The sequence below is a fragment of the Thiomicrorhabdus hydrogeniphila genome (assembly GCF_054656895.1).
This window is the reverse complement of record NZ_BAAHXL010000001.1, coordinates 2,155,880-2,175,221: the sequence shown is the minus strand read 5'-3', so window position 1 is coordinate 2,175,221 and position 19,342 is coordinate 2,155,880. Positions and strand designations below refer to the sequence as shown.

7 protein-coding genes, 2 tRNA genes and 3 rRNA genes are annotated in these 19,342 nt (G+C 38.8%); 11 read left to right on the top strand and 1 reads right to left on the bottom strand.

Going from position 1 to position 19,342, the window contains the following annotated elements:
• A complete protein-coding gene (locus tag ACYQ0E_RS09800) occupies positions 1-2,868 on the top strand; it encodes an FAD-binding and (Fe-S)-binding domain-containing protein (protein ID WP_460188044.1) in 2,868 nt (955 codons plus the stop codon).
• A gap of 92 nt (positions 2,869-2,960) precedes the next feature.
• Here the strand turns inward: ACYQ0E_RS09800 and ACYQ0E_RS09795 are convergent, their stop codons facing one another.
• Positions 2,961-3,374 (bottom strand): hypothetical protein, encoded by a 414-nt coding sequence (locus tag ACYQ0E_RS09795; protein WP_460188043.1) that lies wholly within the window; start codon positions 3,372-3,374, stop codon positions 2,961-2,963.
• Between the two features lie 143 nt (positions 3,375-3,517).
• Here ACYQ0E_RS09795 and ACYQ0E_RS09790 point away from each other — a divergent pair, with 143 nt between their 5' ends.
• The 10 genes from ACYQ0E_RS09790 (at position 3,518) to ACYQ0E_RS09745 (ending at position 19,342) form a co-directional block, all read left to right on the top strand.
• Positions 3,518-4,111, top strand: coding sequence for a Maf family protein (locus tag ACYQ0E_RS09790; protein WP_460188042.1), 594 nt, complete (start codon positions 3,518-3,520; stop codon positions 4,109-4,111).
• A gap of 28 nt (positions 4,112-4,139) precedes the next feature.
• Positions 4,140-5,609, top strand: coding sequence for a ribonuclease G (gene rng, locus ACYQ0E_RS09785; RefSeq protein ID WP_460188041.1), 1,470 nt, complete (start codon positions 4,140-4,142; stop codon positions 5,607-5,609).
• A 205-nt stretch (positions 5,610-5,814) separates the two neighbouring features.
• On the top strand, positions 5,815-9,630 hold the full coding sequence (locus ACYQ0E_RS09780) for a YhdP family phospholipid transporter (RefSeq protein ID WP_460188040.1): 3,816 nt from the start codon (positions 5,815-5,817) through the stop codon (positions 9,628-9,630).
• 761 nt (positions 9,631-10,391) lie between these two features.
• Positions 10,392-11,937 (top strand): 16S ribosomal RNA (locus tag ACYQ0E_RS09775).
• Between the two features lie 79 nt (positions 11,938-12,016).
• Positions 12,017-12,093: transfer RNA gene (locus ACYQ0E_RS09770), tRNA-Ile, on the top strand.
• Positions 12,094-12,185: 92 nt separating this feature from the next.
• Positions 12,186-12,261, top strand: a tRNA-Ala gene (locus ACYQ0E_RS09765).
• A 517-nt stretch (positions 12,262-12,778) separates the two neighbouring features.
• Positions 12,779-15,642, top strand: a 23S ribosomal RNA gene (locus tag ACYQ0E_RS09760).
• A gap of 198 nt (positions 15,643-15,840) precedes the next feature.
• A 5S ribosomal RNA gene (gene rrf / locus ACYQ0E_RS09755) occupies positions 15,841-15,955 on the top strand.
• The 16S, 23S and 5S rRNA genes sit together here with 2 tRNA genes alongside, the layout of an rRNA operon.
• A gap of 122 nt (positions 15,956-16,077) precedes the next feature.
• Positions 16,078-17,682, top strand: a complete 1,605-nt coding sequence (locus ACYQ0E_RS09750; RefSeq protein WP_460188039.1) for an ExeA family protein — start codon at positions 16,078-16,080, stop codon at positions 17,680-17,682.
• Complete coding sequence (locus ACYQ0E_RS09745; protein WP_460188038.1) at positions 17,675-19,342, top strand: type II secretion system protein GspD; 1,668 nt, start codon at positions 17,675-17,677, stop codon at positions 19,340-19,342. The genes ACYQ0E_RS09750 and ACYQ0E_RS09745 overlap by 8 nt, the downstream gene beginning before the upstream one ends.

Below are 19,342 nucleotides of genomic sequence, written 5' to 3'. Positions count from 1 at the left end.
GTGAGAAAACCCTTGAATGACGCTTCTATATATGAACTATTTCCCGATTGGATTAATGTTCCAGCTAATGAAAAGGAGTTAACAGAAGTAATTCGTAACGCCTTAGTTTCACATCAATCATTAACTATGCGTGCCGGTGGTACTTCTTTGGGTGGGCAGGCTATTGGTTCTGGGGTTGTGATTGATGTTTCTCAGCATTTAACGAATATTATTGATTATCAGCCTGATTTGCGTGAGATTACTGTTGAGCCGGGGGTGATTCAGGATGATTTGAATGATTTTGTAAAAGCAGATAGTTTAAAGTTTGCGCCTGATACTTCGACCTCTAACCGTGCCATGATTGGTGGGATGATTGGTAATAACTCTTGTGGTTCTTATTCAGTTTATTACGGTACGACTCGAGAACATGTTAAAGCGTTAGAGGTGATTTTAGCAGATGGGTCTGAAGCGTATTTTGGTCCACTAACGGCACAACAACTGCATGACAAGCTTAATCAACAAGATTTTGAAGGCAGTATTTACCGAACCGTGATGCGTTTGTTAGAAACGCATGGCAAACAAATTCTTGAACACTTTCCTCACCCTTCCATAAAACGCCGCAATACCGGCTATGCTTTAGATGAACTTTATCGTCACCATCAACCGTTTAATCCTACTGGCAAACCTTTTAATTTAGCCCCTTTAATTTGCGGTAGCGAAGGTACTTTGGCGGTGGTTAAAACCGCCACGTTAAATTTGGTGGCGCAACCTAAACACAGACAACTTTTATGTGCTCAGTTTGATTCGATTGAATCGGCTATGCAGGTAGTTTCTCAACTGCTTGAGTTTGAACCAGCGGCCATTGAGTTAATAGATAAAGCGACTCTTGATGGTGCTAAAACGAATATTCAGCAACAACAAAATCGATTTTGGATTGAAGGAGATCCTTTAGCAGTTTTAGTTTGTGAATGGTTTTCGGATGATTTAGGCGAATTAAATCACCAAATGTTAAATTACCAGGCCTGGTTACTTCAACACGGAGCTTATGCCGCACCTATTATTGAGGCAAAACAAGCCGCAAAAGTTTGGGAGGTACGCAAAGCGGGCTTGGGCATGTTAATGGGTAAAGTGACGCGTAAAAAAGCGGTTGCTGTGATTGAAGATGCAGCTGTTCCCGTTAAAAATCTATTTGACTATTTTAGTGATGTTCAAGCCTTAATGGCCGAGTTGGCGGTGGATTGTGTGTATTACGGCCATGCTTCGGTTGGGTTGATTCATATTCGCCCAGAAATTGATTTGGCAACCGAGGAGGGTAAGCACCTTTTTAGAACCATTGCAGAACGAAACTCTAAATTAGTTAAAAAATATCGTGGGGCGATTTCAGGCGAGCACGGTGATGGTCGCATTCGAGCTCCGTTTATTAAAGAACAAGTTAGTGAACAGGTTTATGCGTATTTGCTGGAGCTGAAACGGGCATTTGACCCTCATAATTTATTGAATCCGGGCGTGATTATTGGTGATATGCCCATTACTGATAATCTGCGTGCGGATAGACAACCCCAAAAATTGATTGAGACCAAATTTGATTGGTCAGCCGATTTGTCTTTAATGGACGCGGTAGAAAAATGTAATGGTGCTGGGGCTTGTAGAAAATCGGCTGGTCATGGCGTGATGTGTCCATCGTATCAAGCGACTCGTGAAGAAAGCTACTCTACCCGTGGGCGTAGCAACCTTTTACGCTTTGCTTTGACTGAACCGAATCCGCAAAAAGCGTTATCTCAAGCTGAACTTCAAGATGCGTTAGAGATGTGTTTAGGTTGTAAAGCCTGTAAAACAGAGTGCCCAGCCAATGTCGATATGGCTAAACTCAAAGCAGAAGTGCTATATCAAACTCAAGGATCGACTAAATCACTATCTAATTGGATTTTTGCACATTACGGCTCTATTTTAAAGCAGGGTCAAAATTGGCCTGCGACTTATAATTGGTTGCAATCTTTGTCGGTTGTAAAATCGGTTATGGGTTTTGATAAACAAAGAACCTTGCCAAAAGCACATAAAGCAAACCTGCAAAATTGGTGGCAGTACTTTAGTGCCAAAAAACCAAAATACCTTAATATAGATAAAAATGTAGATAAACCAACAATAACGGTTTGGGTGTTGTGTGATTTATTTTGCCAATTCCAAGAACCGCGAGTTGGCCAAGCGGTTTTAGAAACTTTGCATCAATTTGGTTTAAATGTACAACCTGTTTATTTACAGCATTCTCCAAGAGCCTTAATTAGCAAAGGTCTTTTAAAAGAAGCGCAAAAAGCGTTGGTAGATACCATTTTTGCATTAGAAGATTATCAAGAAAGTGATTGGATTATTGGGGTAGAGCCATCTGAACTTTTGGTGTGGCGTGATGAGGCAAAAGATTTATTAAAAGGTCTTAGATTTAAAGATAACCAGGCTTGGTTAAATGAATCTACCAATCAAAATAGAAGTACGGGTTTGCAAAAAATACGTTCTTTTGAAGAGTTTATGCTTGACCTGCACCAGTTGGATTTATTACCTAAACTTAACGAGTTGCACAAAACCGTATGGTTGCACGTTCATTGTCATCAAAAAGCCTTAGCTAAACCGATTGATTCACAAAAGGCACTTGAGTTAATTACTGGCGTTAATGTCAATATGATTCCATCAGGCTGTTGTGGTATGTCTGGTGACTTTGGCTATAAACATTATGAGGTTTCTAAGACGATTGCGAACCAAGTATTGTTGCCAACCTTGGAACAAGCAGAACACGATGATTTAATTGTTGCTACGGGTACCAGTTGTCGTCATCAGTTGGCCGATTTAGGGCAACACGCTTCAATGCATATTGCGCAAGTGTTTGCGTTAGCATTATAAGAGAGTCTATAAGGTGATTTATAAGAAAAATCACTACATTATTTATGGTATTTGAGCTTTATTTGCTTGTTTTAAACAAGCAAATTTTGATTTTACCAGGCCTGGTAAAAGCCTTTTAACGCTTGTTTTAGCAAAATAGGCGTATCTTCTGACGCTTTAAGCGGTTCGTGGCACCATACGGCATCTGGCCAAACTTCGTCGTTCTCTTCTCTAAAAATCAAATGAATATGTTGGTTAGGATTTTTATTACCAATTTTGGCAAGATTAAAATGCTGTGCAATATCGTTCTCTTGAATATAGTCGATTAACTGGTATATCGCACCATAGAGTTCTTGAACATACCTTAAGTTTTCACTAGCGTTTAACGTCTGTTTAGGCACAACAAGCAACCATTTCATTTCTGTTTTTTCAGCCATTAAAGAATATAAAGGGTGATCGTACAGGTAGATACTGTCAAACGTGGTTTCTAAATTTTGAGGTGAATGATCGCTTAGAATAATATCCATACTCTTCTCTTCTTCTTTTTATTAAAGATTGTCATCTTTTATTTTGGCTTAAAGTAGCTTGAAAGCCAACAAATTAAGTTGTTAAGGCGTTAGAATGACTTAATTAGAATGTTCTAACCTATTACGAAATTAACTTTGAAATTATGACACAAGAATTAACTCATAAACCGCTTTATTTATCATCAAACTCGCCAAGACGCCAAGAACTTTTACAACAAGCTGGTTTGCAGTTTGAAGTAGTTAATGCACCAGTAGAAGAGGTGGCATTGCCGAATGAAAGCCCAGAATCGTATGTGTTAAGAATCGCCATAGAAAAAGCCATGGCCGGTTTTAATAAAGTGGCTGGTAAACAGGTTTGGGTGATTGGCGGAGATACCATTGTGATGATAAACGGTAAAGTATTAGGGAAACCTAAAAATGAAGCTGATTCGTTTAGAATGTTGCAACGATTATCTGGCAAGACACATACGGTATTATCCGGTTTGGCGGTTATTTATGATGGAGCAGTTTATTCGACAATAAACCAAACTCAAGTGACATTTAAACCTCTTACAGAAAAAGAAATTAAAGACTATATTGCTACAGGTGAACCAAAAGATAAGGCAGGAAGTTATGCTATACAAGGCTTGGCCGCTAACTTTATAGAATCAATTACTGGAAGTTATTCTGGTGTTATGGGTTTACCTTTGTTTGAATTAAATCAATTATTAATTCAATCTGGCTTTAAAACAGAATAAAAATATAAAATGATAAAGGCATTTAGCCATGCACAATGAAGAAAAAGTATTAGTTAACGTCACCCCAAATGAAACCCGTGTTGCTTGGGTTGAAAACGGTGTTTTACAAGAAGTTTGGGTTGAACGAGCCAATAAACGTGGTTTAGTTGGCAATATCTACATGGGTAAAGTTGACCGAGTTTTACCTGGTATGCAAGCGGCTTTTATTGATATTGGTTTAGAGCGTGCCGCTTTTTTGCATGTTTCGGATATTTGTCATAAAGCCATAGGCCATGAAGATGAAGAGTGCGATGAGATAACCAAACTACTGCATTGTGGTCAAAAAATTATGGTGCAAGTGCTTAAAGATCCATTAGGGACAAAAGGCGCACGCATTACCATGCAGGTGACGATTCCTTCAAGAATGTTGGTGTTTATGCCAATTGAAAAAACCTTAGGTGTTTCGCAAAAAATTGATGGTTCGGATGAGCGTGAAAGACTACGTGAAATGGCTAAAACCATACCTGAATACAAAGAGTCTGAAGGTGGGTTGATAGTAAGAACCGTTGCCGAAGGTGTTGATTTTCATGAAATGCGTGCCGATATGATATACCTGCAAAGGTTATGGGCAGGCGTTCAAGAAAGAGCTAGAAGTGCACGTAAACCGGCATTAATCTATGAAGATTTACCCCTGTTTTTGCGCATTATTCGTGATATACCGATTGATAGAATTGAAAAGATTCGTGTAGATTCAACCGAAACGCTTAACAAAATGAAAGAGTTTGTTGAAATGTACGTTATGGAGCTTAATGACCGGTTAGGTTTGTATCAAGGTGAGCGCCCAATCTTTGATTTATACAATATAGAAGAAGAGATTCAAACCGCATTACATAAACGTGTTAATTTAAAGTCAGGTGGCTATTTAATTATTGACCAAACTGAAGCGATGACTACGATTGATGTTAATACGGGTGCTTTTGTTGGTCATAAAAATTTAGAAGAAACCATATACAGAACCAATCTTGAAGCAACGCAAGCAATTGCACGCCAATTACGCCTTAGAAATTTAGGCGGTATTATTATTCTAGACTTTATTGATATGGAAGATGCTGATCACCAACAGCATGTGTTAGCGGCTTTAGAAAAAGAGCTGACTAAAGATCGCGTTAAAACATCTATAAGTAATATATCAAGCTTAGGTTTGGTGGAAATGACGCGCAAACGCACACGTGAAAGTTTAGAAAGAACATTGTGCGAACCTTGCCCCGTTTGCAGTGGACGTGGAACGGTTAAAACCGCAGAAACCATTGCTTTTGAGATTTTTAGGGAGATTACGCGTATGGCGCGCTCTTTTGATGCAAGTCAATATAGAGTAATAGCGTCTGAAGCTGTCGTTTCTCGTATTATGGATGAAGAATCGAGCAGCGTGGCTGAGCTAGAGTCCTTTTTAAATAAAAGTATTCGTTTTCAAGCAGAAAGCACTTATGCGGCAGAGCAGTTTGATGTGGTTATGATGTAGTTTCTTAAGATCATTTTACTAAACGGTTAGTGTTTTCTGAGCATTATCTTAACCGTTTTGTAAATGTGTCTAATCTTAAAACTGTCATACTTGAGTTAAATTTAAGCGTAACCATTTACAGCATAGTTACAATCTTCATATTTCTTGCAAATTTGTATTTAAAAATACAAGCTCTATTCTCAAATTTATATTTAGGCGTTAATTTATGATTGTTAAAGGTACACATCATACTTTACATTGGATTTTTGGCCTTTTTGTAGCCTATTTGCTGATTACTCGTCTATTTATTTCTTGGGTTCAATTTTTTCCTAATCAATTTGTCGCCACCTCAGAATGGTTTACTAACTCAACCATTCAATTAGAATCTGTAAAAATTGATCAAGATTGGTTAGGATTCCAAGCAGATTTGCAAAATTTATCGGTTGAATCATCGGATTATCAACTTCAAGCCCAACATATTAAAATCGATATTAATCTATTCTCTTTATTGTTGCCATCTTCAGGTTATGGTGATTTTTTAGAAATCTATAAAGGGGCTTTTGAATCTAAAGTTAAAGCCAAAACAAATACTTCAGACATTAATCAAAACCTTAATCTTGAGGATATTGGTAAAATAGATACCAATATTAGTCGTTTGTGGACACGGGTAAAACTTCAAGATTTTGTGCTAACGGAAGTTACCAGGCCTGGTCTTTCTATTCATTTTCATGACTTTCAATCGCTTAATGGCGCACGTCTTAGTATTGCTTCTGAATTTAGCCTGAAGTACAAAGATGTTTTAAATTACGAACGTTTTAATCTTAAATCATCCTTTACTCCCAATATTTGGGGAGGTATAGCAAATGGCGAATTTTCATTATCTTCGTTTCGTCCTCTTAGTATTAAGCGCTTAAGTAAATTGCTGTCTGTTAATTGGCAATCTGTTTTGCCAGACGGTGAATTAATTTTAGATTTAAAAGGTACTGTGGCTCAATCACAAATCGCATCTATGACTCTTAACCTAAATACTCAAGCGTTAAAATGGCATCAAACACATAAAGGGTTGCCAGAGAGTTTAGGCTTAAAGCTTGTATGGGATGTTGAACATCAAAATATTTCAAAAAATTTAAAAGATTGGCGTTTTACGCTTTCAAATATTCAAATTGATAATCGTTATATAGATTCAGTTTCTGCTATGCAGCTTAAATTGGAAGGGCACGATTATATTCGCTTTAATGCCGATTATTTTGATATTAGCCCTTTTAAAGTCATTGTAAAATCCTTAATAAAAACTCCGCATATAGCCACATTATTTGATCGATCAGCCTATTTAACCATTTCAAAACTTAACGGAAAACTAAATTGGAAAACGCTTGAACTACCAGAGGTTGGTATTGAATTTGATCGCTTAGATTTACCCGTAACAGATTATCCAGGTATGAGTTTACGGCAATTGAAAATAGCTAAAACAGGAGACAAAATTGAGGTTTCAACGCCTAAAACGGTGTGGGTGATGGATCCAAAAGTACATAAAACACCAATGCAGATTACCTTACCAAAACACTTTGCTTTAACGTTTGATCAAAAAAGCCAGGCCTGGTCATTACCAAAAACCAAAATTATTGTTGATCAAATGCCTATTCATTTAGCGGTTAAACAGATTAATGCAAAAGCGATAGATACTCAATTTTCTATTAGTGTTCCGTCTATGACTAAGTTAAAAGATTATCTGCCTTATGGATTTATGAGCCCTAAACTCAAAAAATGGTTATCTGATGGATTACTTGCGGGAAGTGATATTGAGCTTAAGGGTCAAATAAAAGGAGATTATGACAACTTTCCTTTTAAAAATGGCAATGGCGTTTTTAAAATGGATGGATTGGTTAAAAATGCCAGTTTAAAATTTAACGCCAAATGGCCAACGCTTACTCACTTTGATGCAAATTTAGCGTTTAATCCATATAAGCTTGATATAGCTGTTAATAAATTAACTTTAGGTGCTAATTTAACGGCCAAAGATGTGTTAGTTGAAATTCATGATTTAGATAAAAAAGATATTGCTTTAACTGTAAAAGGGCAAGTAAGTGACAAACTAAATAAAATGGTGAAATATTTACAAATATCACCTATTGCTACTAAGACTGGATTAAAAGAGTTTTTAGATGATGGGGGAGATTTTACCGGTAATGCTACGGTTAATCTGCAAAAAATTTGGGTACCTATTTCCGGGTACGATAAAAAATCAGAAACAGTTCAAGGTAACGTGATTTTTAAAAAATCAAGTTTAACCATTTTAAAGAAATTAGAATTAACGGGGATTAAAGGTCAGTTAAATTTTTCAGAAAAAGCTGTTTCAGCCAAAAAAATTAGTTTCGCATTATTAGGCGGAAAAGGGCAAATAGGTTTATCGACAGATAATAAAACTAAACAAGTTAAAATAACAGGAAAGGGATCGTTTCTAGAGAAGGATCGCACTTGGTTTTCAGATGCAATTCCGTGGGTAAGTACGGTTACTGTTCCCTTTAAAACAGCTAAAAAGAAAGATATTAATATAGACCTAGTTTTAGATTTAGCTAAGGCAGGAAGTAAATTGCCTGAACCCTTAAGCCAAACGCAACTCAATAATAAAAAAGCAACGGTTCATACGTCTATTGCTGATGGTTCAATTTATTCTGATTTGAATTTACCAGGCCTGGTAAAAGCACATTTAAGTTGGAAGAAATTTAAGGATGGCTATGCATTAAATAATAATAAAGTGTGGCTAGGGAATATTCAGGTAGCAAAAAAAGAATATACCAATCCACTGTCTTACGTAAAAGGCAAAATAAAACGATTGGACTTGGATAAATGGATTCCTCTCTCTAAAAAAATCCCTCTTTTCTCTTCAGATAATAATCAACACTCCTTAACGTGGGCAAAATCTGATGTGTATGTTCAAGATATAGGTTTTTTATCTCACGACTACAATAACTTTAGGTTTTCATGGGCAACAAAGCACAATAAACCATTAAATATTGAATTACATAATAAAGACATTAACGGTAATGTAATTTTAACCAGTAAAGATTTAATTAATGTGAATGTTAAAAAGTTTACATTTTATTCCGATGAAATTGATAAAGCTTCTAATAAAAGTACCAGTCCAATCAAAGCACCAGAACAATGTAGTGTTTCTGACTCTTCGAGCTTATTACCAACAATAGACTTTAAAGGTACCAATTTAATTCTAAATGATAGAAAGCTAGATACCATTAGTTTTAAACTCGTTGATACTAAGAAAAACATGTTAATACAAAATATTGAAGGGGCTTTTGGTGCTGGCGCAGGGGTATTAAATGGTCAGTATCAATTTAATAAAACAGAAGATAAAAGTGTACTTAATGCAGAGCTTACCTCTAAAAATGTAACGGCCGTTACAGACTTTATTAAATTAAATAAAGGGTTTACTGGAAAATCAGGAAAGGTAGATCTCCAGCTTTTATGGAATGGCGGATTAAGTTGTTTTTCAACAGAAGAGGCAACAGGTAATATCAAATTTGTGTTAAAAGATGGCTCCGTTGAAGATGTTGAACCTGGTTTTGCTAGATTAATAGGTTTGCTAAGTGTTGAATCGTTGGTAAGACGCTTACAACTAGATCTTAAAGATGTGACAAATAAAGGTATGGTCTATGACGAAATTAAAGGAGAGGCAGATTTAAGTCATAATATAATTACTATTAAAAACTTTAATATAAAAGCCCCTTCTGCTTCAGGAAGCATAAAAGGTAAAGCGGATATAAAAACTCAAACTTTTGACTTAAACGCAAAAATCACTCCAAAGGTTGGCGCAACCTTACCAACCATTGCCGCATTAGCTGGTGCGGCTAATCCTTTAACTGCTTTAGCTGTATATACAGTAATGAAGGTATTACCAGGTGTAAACGAAAACTTAGTAACCTACAATTATAAAATTACAGGCCCTTGGTCATCACCTATTATTGATGGTGATAATGACAAAAAGAAAAATGATCAAATTAAAGAAGACTCAATATTGGACTATTAACGAAAACAAAAATAAATATACGAATAATTAGTTTTCCTAAAAAGAATCAAAAAGGCGATGTCGACAGGCATCGCCTTTTTGATTTGTGCCTAATGAGTGCTATTGAATAAATAAAAGACTCATTATTTAAGATGAAAGCAATCTATATAAATAAGTATCTACAGAATATCTTAAATCCAAAATCCAGCAAAAACCAAAAAATGTGAATAACTCTGTGGATAAGTAGTGGGTAAGATGGGGTTAAAAGGATATTTTAATAAAAACGTAAAAAAAGTATAAAAAAGTGAATAAAAGGGTTGCGTTGTTTGTGGAAATGACTAGAATACGCACCTGTTCCAACGCAGACACAGAAAACGACCTACTTAGTAGGAAGAAAGAAGTGGTTGAGAACACCGCTAAATAACGGCGTGTTAAGCACAAAGTTATTTAAGTTGAGAAGAAAACGAGTTGAAAATAATTTAAAATAAATTGTTGACAACGAATTAGAAATCAACTTATAATGGGCGGCTTACCGAGAAGGAAAAGCAAGCGACTGAGTCGCTTAGTTTAGTCTTCTCGAAGAGACCTAAGTTCTTTAAAAATCAGGTAATTCAGAGATAATTTATGTGGAAACTCCTTAAGTGAGTAACCAAATAAAAAATCTCGATTTTTGACAAATTATGTATTTGGTAATAAATAATTTATTATTTATTTATCATGTTCACTTTGTCAATTCCGAGTGTTTATTTCCAGAGATGGAATTAAAATATATCAGCAAGATTAAACTGAAGAGTTTGATCCTGGCTCAGAATGAACGCTGGCGGTAGGCTTAACACATGCAAGTCGGACGGAAACGATAGAGAAACTTGTTTTTCTAGGCGTCGAGTGGCGGACGGGTGAGTAACGCGTGGGAATCTACCCTATAGTTGGGGACAACATATGGAAACGTATGCTAATACCGAATATGCTCTACGGAGTAAAGGTGCCCTCTCCTTGGAAGGTATCGCTATAGGATGAGCCCGCGTGAGATTAGCTAGTTGGTGGGGTAATGGCTCACCAAGGCAACGATCTCTAGCTGGTTTGAGAGGATGATCAGCCACACTGGGACTGAGACACGGCCCAGACTCCTACGGGAGGCAGCAGTGGGGAATATTGCACAATGAGCGAAAGCTTGATGCAGCCATACCGCGTGTGTGAAGAAGGCCCGAGGGTTGTAAAGCACTTTCAATTGTGAGGAAGATAGTATAGTTAATACCTATATTGTTTGACGTTAACTTTAGAAGAAGCACCGGCTAACTCTGTGCCAGCAGCCGCGGTAATACAGAGGGTGCAAGCGTTATTCGGAATTACTGGGCGTAAAGCGCGCGTAGGCGGATTATTAAGTCAGTTGTGAAAGCCCTGGGCTCAACCTGGGAACTGCATCTGATACTGGTAGTCTAGAGTTTAAGAGAGGGAAGTGGAATTCCAGGTGTAGCAGTGAAATGCGTAGATATCTGGAGGAACATCAGTGGCGAAGGCGACTTCCTGGCTTAAAACTGACGCTGAGGTGCGAAAGCGTGGGTAGCGAACGGGATTAGATACCCCGGTAGTCCACGCCGTAAACGATGTCAACTAGTTGTTGGTCTTATTAAAAAGATTAGTAACGAAGCTAACGCGATAAGTTGACCGCCTGGGGAGTACGGTCGCAAGATTAAAACTCAAAGGAATTGACGGGGGCCCGCACAAGCGGTGGAGCATGTGGTTTAATTCGATGCAACGCGAAGAACCTTACCATCCCTTGACATACCAAGAAGTTACTAGAGATAGTTTCGTGCCTTCGGGAACTTGGATACAGGTGCTGCATGGCTGTCGTCAGCTCGTGTCGTGAGATGTTGGGTTAAGTCCCGCAACGAGCGCAACCCTTATCATTAGTTGCTACCATTTAGTTGAGAACTCTAATGAGACTGCCGGTGATAAACCGGAGGAAGGCGGGGACGACGTCAAGTCATCATGGCCCTTATGGGATGGGCTACACACGTGCTACAATGGGGGGTACAAAGAGCAGCCAACTGGCAACAGTGCGCGAATCTCAAAAAACCCTTCGTAGTCCGGATTGGAGTCTGCAACTCGACTCCATGAAGTCGGAATCGCTAGTAATCGCGAATCAGAATGTCGCGGTGAATACGTTCCCGGGCCTTGTACACACCGCCCGTCACACCATGGGAGTGGATTGCAAAAGAAGTAGGTAGCTTAACCTTCGGGAGAGCGCTTACCACTTTGTGGTTCATGACTGGGGTGAAGTCGTAACAAGGTAGCCCTAGCGGAAGCTGGGGCTGGATCACCTCCTTTAAGATAAAGATGGTTACGAGCTTAAGTGAGTTTTCACATAAATTGTCTCTGAATTACATGAAAGTATAGTGAACGACCCGGGTCTGTAGCTCAGTTGGTTAGAGCGCACCCCTGATAAGGGTGAGGTCGGTGGTTCAAATCCACCCAGACCCACCAATTTTGGCTGTTTTGAATCTTTTAAAAACCTCGTTTGTAAATAACAAACTTCGATTTTAAAAATATCCAAACCATCTCAAAATTACCCTATTGGGGCTATAGCTCAGCTGGGAGAGCGCCTGCCTTGCACGCAGGAGGTCTGCGGTTCGATCCCGCATAGCTCCACCAATACTACTCTTAATGAGTTTTAGTTGGATTAAGAAGAAACCTTCTTGGTTCAATTGAGAATTTATTAACAGTAGCATTGGATGTTTACGTTGAGTAAACAAACAATACTGAAAAAACTGAAAAGTTCTTTAACAATTTGGAATAGATCTCTCGATTGAGGCATTTAGATACAAGCTTCTTATTTATTTAAGATGTAGTTGGTCTAAAAACTCAATCAATGAGAAGCTCACCTCTCAGCCGACAATTTGAGAGGTGAGTGTGGTAAGTATCCCTTCCAGGTGCTTACCACGCAAAACTGGATAACGTTTCGACGTTATCAAGTATAGGTAAAATATATAATTGAGAATACTCAAGCGTATATCATGACAGCGAAAACGAACGAGTCATGTCGTTCGTTTAAAAACTTTTAGTTACGTACACTCATCAGACCTTATACACAGAAACTTGCTCATTAAATGGTATAGCTACCAGAGCAAGTGGAGTGAACAAAAGGCATAAGGTTATTTTTGAGTTGTATAGTTAAGTGACTAAGCGTACACGGTGGATGCCTAGGCAGAAGAAGGCGATGAAGGACGTAGTAACTTGCGATAAGCCAGGGGGAGTCAGTAAACATACTTTGATCCCTGGATTTCCGAATGGGAAAACCCATCCATTTATGGATATCCTGCTTGCAGGAGGCTAACCCGGGGAACTGAAACATCTAAGTACCCGGAGGAAAAGAAATCAACCGAGATTCCCTAAGTAGCGGCGAGCGAACGGGGACCAGCCCTTAAGCTGGTATAAGAATAGTAGAATGGTCTGGAAAGTCCAACGATACAAGGTGATAGTCCTGTATGCGAAATTCTTTTATCAGTGAAATCGAGTAGGACGGGACACGAGAAATCCTGTTTGAACATGGGGGGACCACCCTCCAAGGCTAAATACTCTCTTCTGACCGATAGTGAACCAGTACCGTGAGGGAAAGGCGAAAAGAACCCCTGAAGGGGAGTGAAATAGAACCTGAAACCGTGTACGTACAAGCAGTAGGAGCAGACTTGTTCTGTGACTGCGTACCTTTTGTATAATGGGTCAGCGACTTACATTATGTAGCGAGATTAACCGAATAGGGGAGTCGTAGGGAAACCGAGTCTTAAATGGGCGAATAGTTGCATGGTGTAGACCCGAAACCGGGCGATCTATCCATGGCCAGGTTGAAGGTGCCGTAACAGGTACTGGAGGACCGAACCCACGTATGTTGAAAAATGCGGGGATGAGCTGTGGATCGGAGTGAAAGGCTAATCAAGCCCGGAGATAGCTGGTTCTCCTCGAAAACTATTTAGGTAGTGCCTCATGTATCACTGTTGGGGGTAGAGCACTGTTATGGTCTAGCGGTCCGTCAAGGATTAGCAGCCCATTGCAAACTCCGAATACCAACAAGTGCAATCATGGGAGACAGACTGCGGGTGCTAACGTCCGTAGTCAAGAGGGAAACAACCCAGACCGCCATCTAAGGTCCCTAAATATTACTAAGTGGGAAAGGATGTGGGAAGGCTCAGACAGTCAGGAGGTTGGCTTAGAAGCAGCCACCCTTTAAAGAAAGCGTAATAGCTCACTGATCGAGTCGGCCTGCGCCGAAGATTTAACGGGGCTAAGTAATATACCGAAGATGCGGATGCCGTAAGGCATGGTAGAGGAGCGTCGTGTAAGCCTGCGAAGGGGCATTGTAAAGTGTCCTGGAGGTATCACGAGTGCGAATGCTGACATGAGTAGCGATAAAGGGAGTGAAAAGCTCCCTCGCCGAAAGACCAAGGTTTCCTACGCAACGTTAATCGACGTAGGGTTAGTCGACCCCTAAGACGAGGCCGAGAGGCGTAGTCGATGGGAAGCAGGTTAATATTCCTGCACTTTTTATTACTGCGATGGAGGGACGGAGTAGGCTAGATCAGCTTGGCGATGGTTGTCCAAGTTTAAGCAAGTAGGCAGAGAGTTTAGGTAAATCCGGACTTTTAATGCTGAGATGTGATGACGAGTCCTCTTTTGGACGAAGTGATTGATGCCATGCTTCCAAGAAAAGCTTCTAAGCTTCAGGTAATAAAGAATCGTACCCCAAACCAACACAGGTGGTCAGGATGAGAATTCTAAGGCGCTTGAGAGAACTCGGGTGAAGGAACTAGGCAAAATGGTACCGTAACTTCGGGAGAAGGTACGCCCTCTTAGGTTAAGGACTTGCTCCGTAAGCTCTAGAGGGTTGCAATAAAATGGTGGCTGCAACTGTTTACTAAAAACATAGCACTGTGCAAAATCGAAAGATGACGTATACGGTGTGACGCCTGCCCGGTGCCGGAAGGTTAATTGATGGGGTTAGCTTAGGCGAAGCTCTTGATCGAAGCCCCGGTAAACGGCGGCCGTAACTATAACGGTCCTAAGGTAGCGAAATTCCTTGTCGGGTAAGTTCCGACCTGCACGAATGGCGTAATGATGGCCACACTGTCTCCACCCGAGACTCAGCGAAATTGAAATCGCAGTTAAGATGCTGCGTACCCGCGGCTAGACGGAAAGACCCCGTGAACCTTTACTACAGCTTTGCACTGGACTTTGATACTATCTGTGTAGGATAGGTGGGAGGCTTTGAAACTTTAACGCCAGTTAGAGTGGAGCCAATCTTGAAATACCACCCTGATATTATTGAGGTTCTAACCTAGGCCAGTGAATCCTGGTCAGGGACAGTGTATGGTGGGTAGTTTGACTGGGGCGGTCTCCTCCTAAAGAGTAACGGAGGAGCGCGAAGGTACCCTCAGCACGGTCGGACATCGTGCAATGAGCGCAAGAGTAAAAGGGTGCTTGACTGCGAGACTGACACGTCGAGCAGGTGCGAAAGCAGGTTCTAGTGATCCGGTGGTTCTGTGTGGAAGGGCCATCGCTCAACGGATAAAAGGTACTCCGGGGATAACAGGCTGATACCGCCCAAGAGTTCATATCGACGGCGGTGTTTGGCACCTCGATGTCGGCTCATCACATCCTGGGGCTGAAGTCGGTCCCAAGGGTATGGCTGTTCGCCATTTAAAGTGGTACGCGAGCTGGGTTTAGAACGTCGTGAGACAGTTCGGTCCCTATCTGCCGTGGGCGTTGGAAATTTGAGGGAGGCTGCTCCTAGTACGAGAGGACCGGAGTGGACGAACCGCTGGTGTTCGGGTTGTTATGCCAATAGCATTGCCCGGTAGCTACGTTCGGAAAGGATAACCGCTGAAAGCATCTAAGCGGGAAACCTGTCCCAAGATTAGATTTCCCTAGACTATAAGTCTTCTGAAGGGCCGTTAAAGACTATGACGTTGATAGGCAAGGTGTGGAAGTGCAGTAATGTATGAAGCTAACTTGTACTAATTACCCGTGAGGCTTAACTATACAACTCAAAAGTAACTTTTGTAAAAGTGAAGAAGAGAACGTAACTAAGAGTTTAAAGTAGTTATGGTATACCTTGAGTATTCAAGAATATATATGAAACCAAATTAAAGTAAGGCTGAGAAATCAGTCTTATGAATAGACGATCTATTCCAAAGAATTTTACGAGGTTGATACCAATCAGCCCGTAACACCAAATTGTTTGGTGACAATAGCAAGATGGAACCACCTGATCCCTTTCCGAACTCAGAAGTGAAACGTCTTAGCGCCGATGGTAGTGTGGGAGGTCCCATGTGAGAGTAGGTCATTGCCAAGCTTATATTCTAAAAACCCGTTATATCCTAGATATAGCGGGTTTTTTTTTGCCTAAAATAGGTGATATAGTTAAAATAACGTATAATTTTTTTGTACAATGTATTTTTCTGTTGGTAACTCTTAATGTATCGTAAATATTTTGGTTTAAATTCTTTACCTTTTAAAACAACTCCTGATTTGGATATGTTTTACAAGCATGGCTCTCGCCAAGAGATACTTGAAGCTCTTATTTATACCATTTCTCGTGGTGATGGTATTATTAAAGTTACTGGAGAGGTAGGAAGTGGTAAAACAATGTTGTTACGGTTACTCGCTGATAGCCTTCCAGACTATTTCGAAGTAATTTATATTAATTCACCAAACCTTTCTTCTAAAGATATATTGCTATACATATGTTCTGAATTAGGCTTGGATTTACCTTCTGATTCTCAAAAATTTACACTTACGAATGCTTTAAAAAATGCTTTGCTAAGTTTGTATAGCCAAAATAAAAAAGTCGTTATGCTTGTGGATGAAGCGCAAACTATGACTTTTGATGCCTTAGAGGAATTAAGACTATTAAGTAATATTGAAACTGGAGATGATAAGTTACTTCAAATGGTGCTTTTTGGACAACCAGAATTAGATAAGGCTATTGAGCATGATGATATACGACAGCTTAAAAGCCGTATTAGTTACAATATATATGTCCCTCCACTTAAAGCTTCAGATGTTCAAGCTTATTTGAATTATAGAATGCATAAAGCCGGATATTCAGGCGTTGATGTTTTTAGTTTATCTATATCAAATAAAATTCAGAAATTAACCAGTGGTCTCCCAAGAAACATTAATATAGTAGCTGACAAAGTACTTATGTCTGTCTTTGGCTCAGGGGACAAGGTTGCAAAATCAAAACACCTTAAGTACTTACCTGAGCTTGATGATCTAAGTCAAAAGAAAACAAACAATTGGTTTGTTCCTACTTTATTGTTAAGTGTCGTTTTATTAATTGTATTGTTGTCTATATTTTATCTTTACGATAGAAGTTCAGATAAACCTATATCTCAAAATTTAAAGTCTGAGTTAAAAGAGAATGGAGTTTATTCAGGCAATAAAATTCAACAAACAAGTAAAATTAATGACGATACATCTAAAATCAACGTAGCAAAAGATGAAGGTAAGTCCTTAAAAACGACTAAAGTTTTGAAGGATTCAGCGGATAACCATACTAATATTGTTGAATCTAAACAAGAGATTGTGAATGAAGTTCTGTTGACAGAGCCACCCTTAGAAGAAAAAAGCGCCCCAAATTCAACAACTTCCACTGAAATTAATCAGAATATAAAAAATCCTAATGCTATTGTGGGAAATCCTGCACAATTAATGGAAATTCTCAGATATCATAATGAAGGTAAGAAATGGTTAGAAACAATAAGTGATAATTATGTTATTCAACTTTCGACTAGACATATAAGAAGTATTGAATCAACACTTAAGTTTTATCACGAGCAAGGTTTTGAAGATGGGACTTTCCACATTCTCATTGATTATAATGAAACGATTGATAAATTTAGATTAAAGGTTTTTTACTTAACTTCTTCTAGATTTTCAGTTCTAAATAATATTATTGAAAGTTTGCCGTATAAGATACGTTCGTCTAGTCCCTATATTGAACGTATAGAACAGCTAAAGCAAAATGTAAATTATACTGATAGAAAATTAGAAGATATTGGAATTGTTAATGAATAATAAAGTAATAACCCTAGTACCAACCTTTGTAGGATTGTCTATTATTGTTAGTTTAAGTGGCTGTCAGGATAGTAGCGTTAAAAGAGATCTCCTTGCTCCTCCTGTATCCGAGATATTTACGCCAAGTGGGCACTTACAAACTAAACCAAAAGTTGAAAATGTAGTTTCAGACAGTGCAGATATTCCATCATTAACAAATAGCAGTGTCCCAAAGTTACCTCCTTTACTTGGTTCTTCATCTATCAGTGATAATTATTCAATTTCAGCCGTCAACGTACCTGTTGCAGATTTATTGTTCAAACTTGCCAAAGATGCGAATAAAGAAATTGATCTTTATTCTGGAATCTCTGGTAATGTGACTATAAATGCCATTAATCAGCCTCTTGAAACAATTTTGGATAGGATTTCTGATCAAGTTGGGTTTATGTTTGAAATTGATGGAAATACATTAAAAATAAAACCTGATCTACCAGAATGGCGTAATTATAAGATTGACTACGTCAATATTAAGAAAAAAAGTGAAGAAACTATTGATATGAAAATGACCGTATCAAGTGGTTCTGAAGGCTCAACAAGTAGCGGTGATAGATCAAGTTCCACTAAGGTTTCTACAACCTCTGAGCATGACTTTTGGGGTAATTTAGCAAAAAATATAGAATTGCTTGCTCAGTTGGACCCTAATGAAAATAAAGTAATTGTTCCTCAAGGAAATGGTCAGGGTCAAGGGAATAACAAACCTGGTCCTGCACTTTCAAGCGTTTCTCAAAATACAGTTGTTAATGCTGAAGCAGGTGTTATTTCAGTATATACAACGCGAAAACAGCATAAAGCAATTAAACATTATATTGATGAAGTGACTGAACGCGCCCAAAGGCAGGTTTTGATTGAAGCGACTGTTGTTGAAGTTGTTTTAAATGATGATTATCAGGCGGGCATAGATTGGTCTAAATTTGGTGGTTTAACGTTTACTTCCGATGGCGCTTTTACAGCAATAGGAAGTACAGGTCCAAGCAATATACTCGATCAATTAGCATTTCTTAAAACATTTGGTAACTCTAAGGTGCTTTCTAGTCCAAAGATAATGGCTATTAATAACCAGACAGCTCTATTAAAAGTTGTTAATAATCTTGTTTATTTCACTGTTGACGTTAATGTTACGGCCACTACAACTACCAGTGCATCCTCCCTAACCACTTATGAAACTGAAATTCATACAGTTCCTGTTGGGTTTACAATGAGCATTACACCATTTGTTAGCGAAAATGGAGACGTAACCTTAAATGTTCGTCCTACCATTTCTAGAAAAATTGGTGAAGTGGCTGATCCAAACCCAGATCTGGCATCTGCTGATGTAGTTAGCAATATACCTATTATTCAAGAAAAGGAAATGTCATCTGTTCTAAGGTTAAAAGATAGACAAACAGCTATTATTGGTGGGTTGATAGAAGATGATAATGCGAATAATAAAACAGGAATCCCTTGGTTAAGTGATGCTCCGCTTCTTGGTGATCTTTTCTCACAGAGAGATGATTCAACCAATAAAAGTGAATTAGTAATCTTTATTCGTCCTGTAATTATTAAAAATCCAGATATTGATAACGGAGATTTACAGTCTGTAAGTCGTTTTCTTAAGACAAGTAATGATAAAGAAGTGAATTAA

Bases quoted from the DNA above. Each gene is read 5' to 3' on its own strand.
- ACYQ0E_RS09795 (WP_460188043.1), bottom strand. From the start codon at position 3,374: ATGGATATTATTCTAAGCGATCATTCACCTCAAAATTTAGAAACCACG.
- ACYQ0E_RS09790 (WP_460188042.1), top strand. From the start codon at position 3,518: ATGACACAAGAATTAACTCATAAACCGCTTTATTTATCATCAAACTCG.
- rng (WP_460188041.1), top strand. From the start codon at position 4,140: ATGCACAATGAAGAAAAAGTATTAGTTAACGTCACCCCAAATGAAACC.
- ACYQ0E_RS09780 (WP_460188040.1), top strand. From the start codon at position 5,815: ATGATTGTTAAAGGTACACATCATACTTTACATTGGATTTTTGGCCTT.
- ACYQ0E_RS09750 (WP_460188039.1), top strand. From the start codon at position 16,078: ATGTATCGTAAATATTTTGGTTTAAATTCTTTACCTTTTAAAACAACT.
- ACYQ0E_RS09745 (WP_460188038.1), top strand. From the start codon at position 17,675: ATGAATAATAAAGTAATAACCCTAGTACCAACCTTTGTAGGATTGTCT.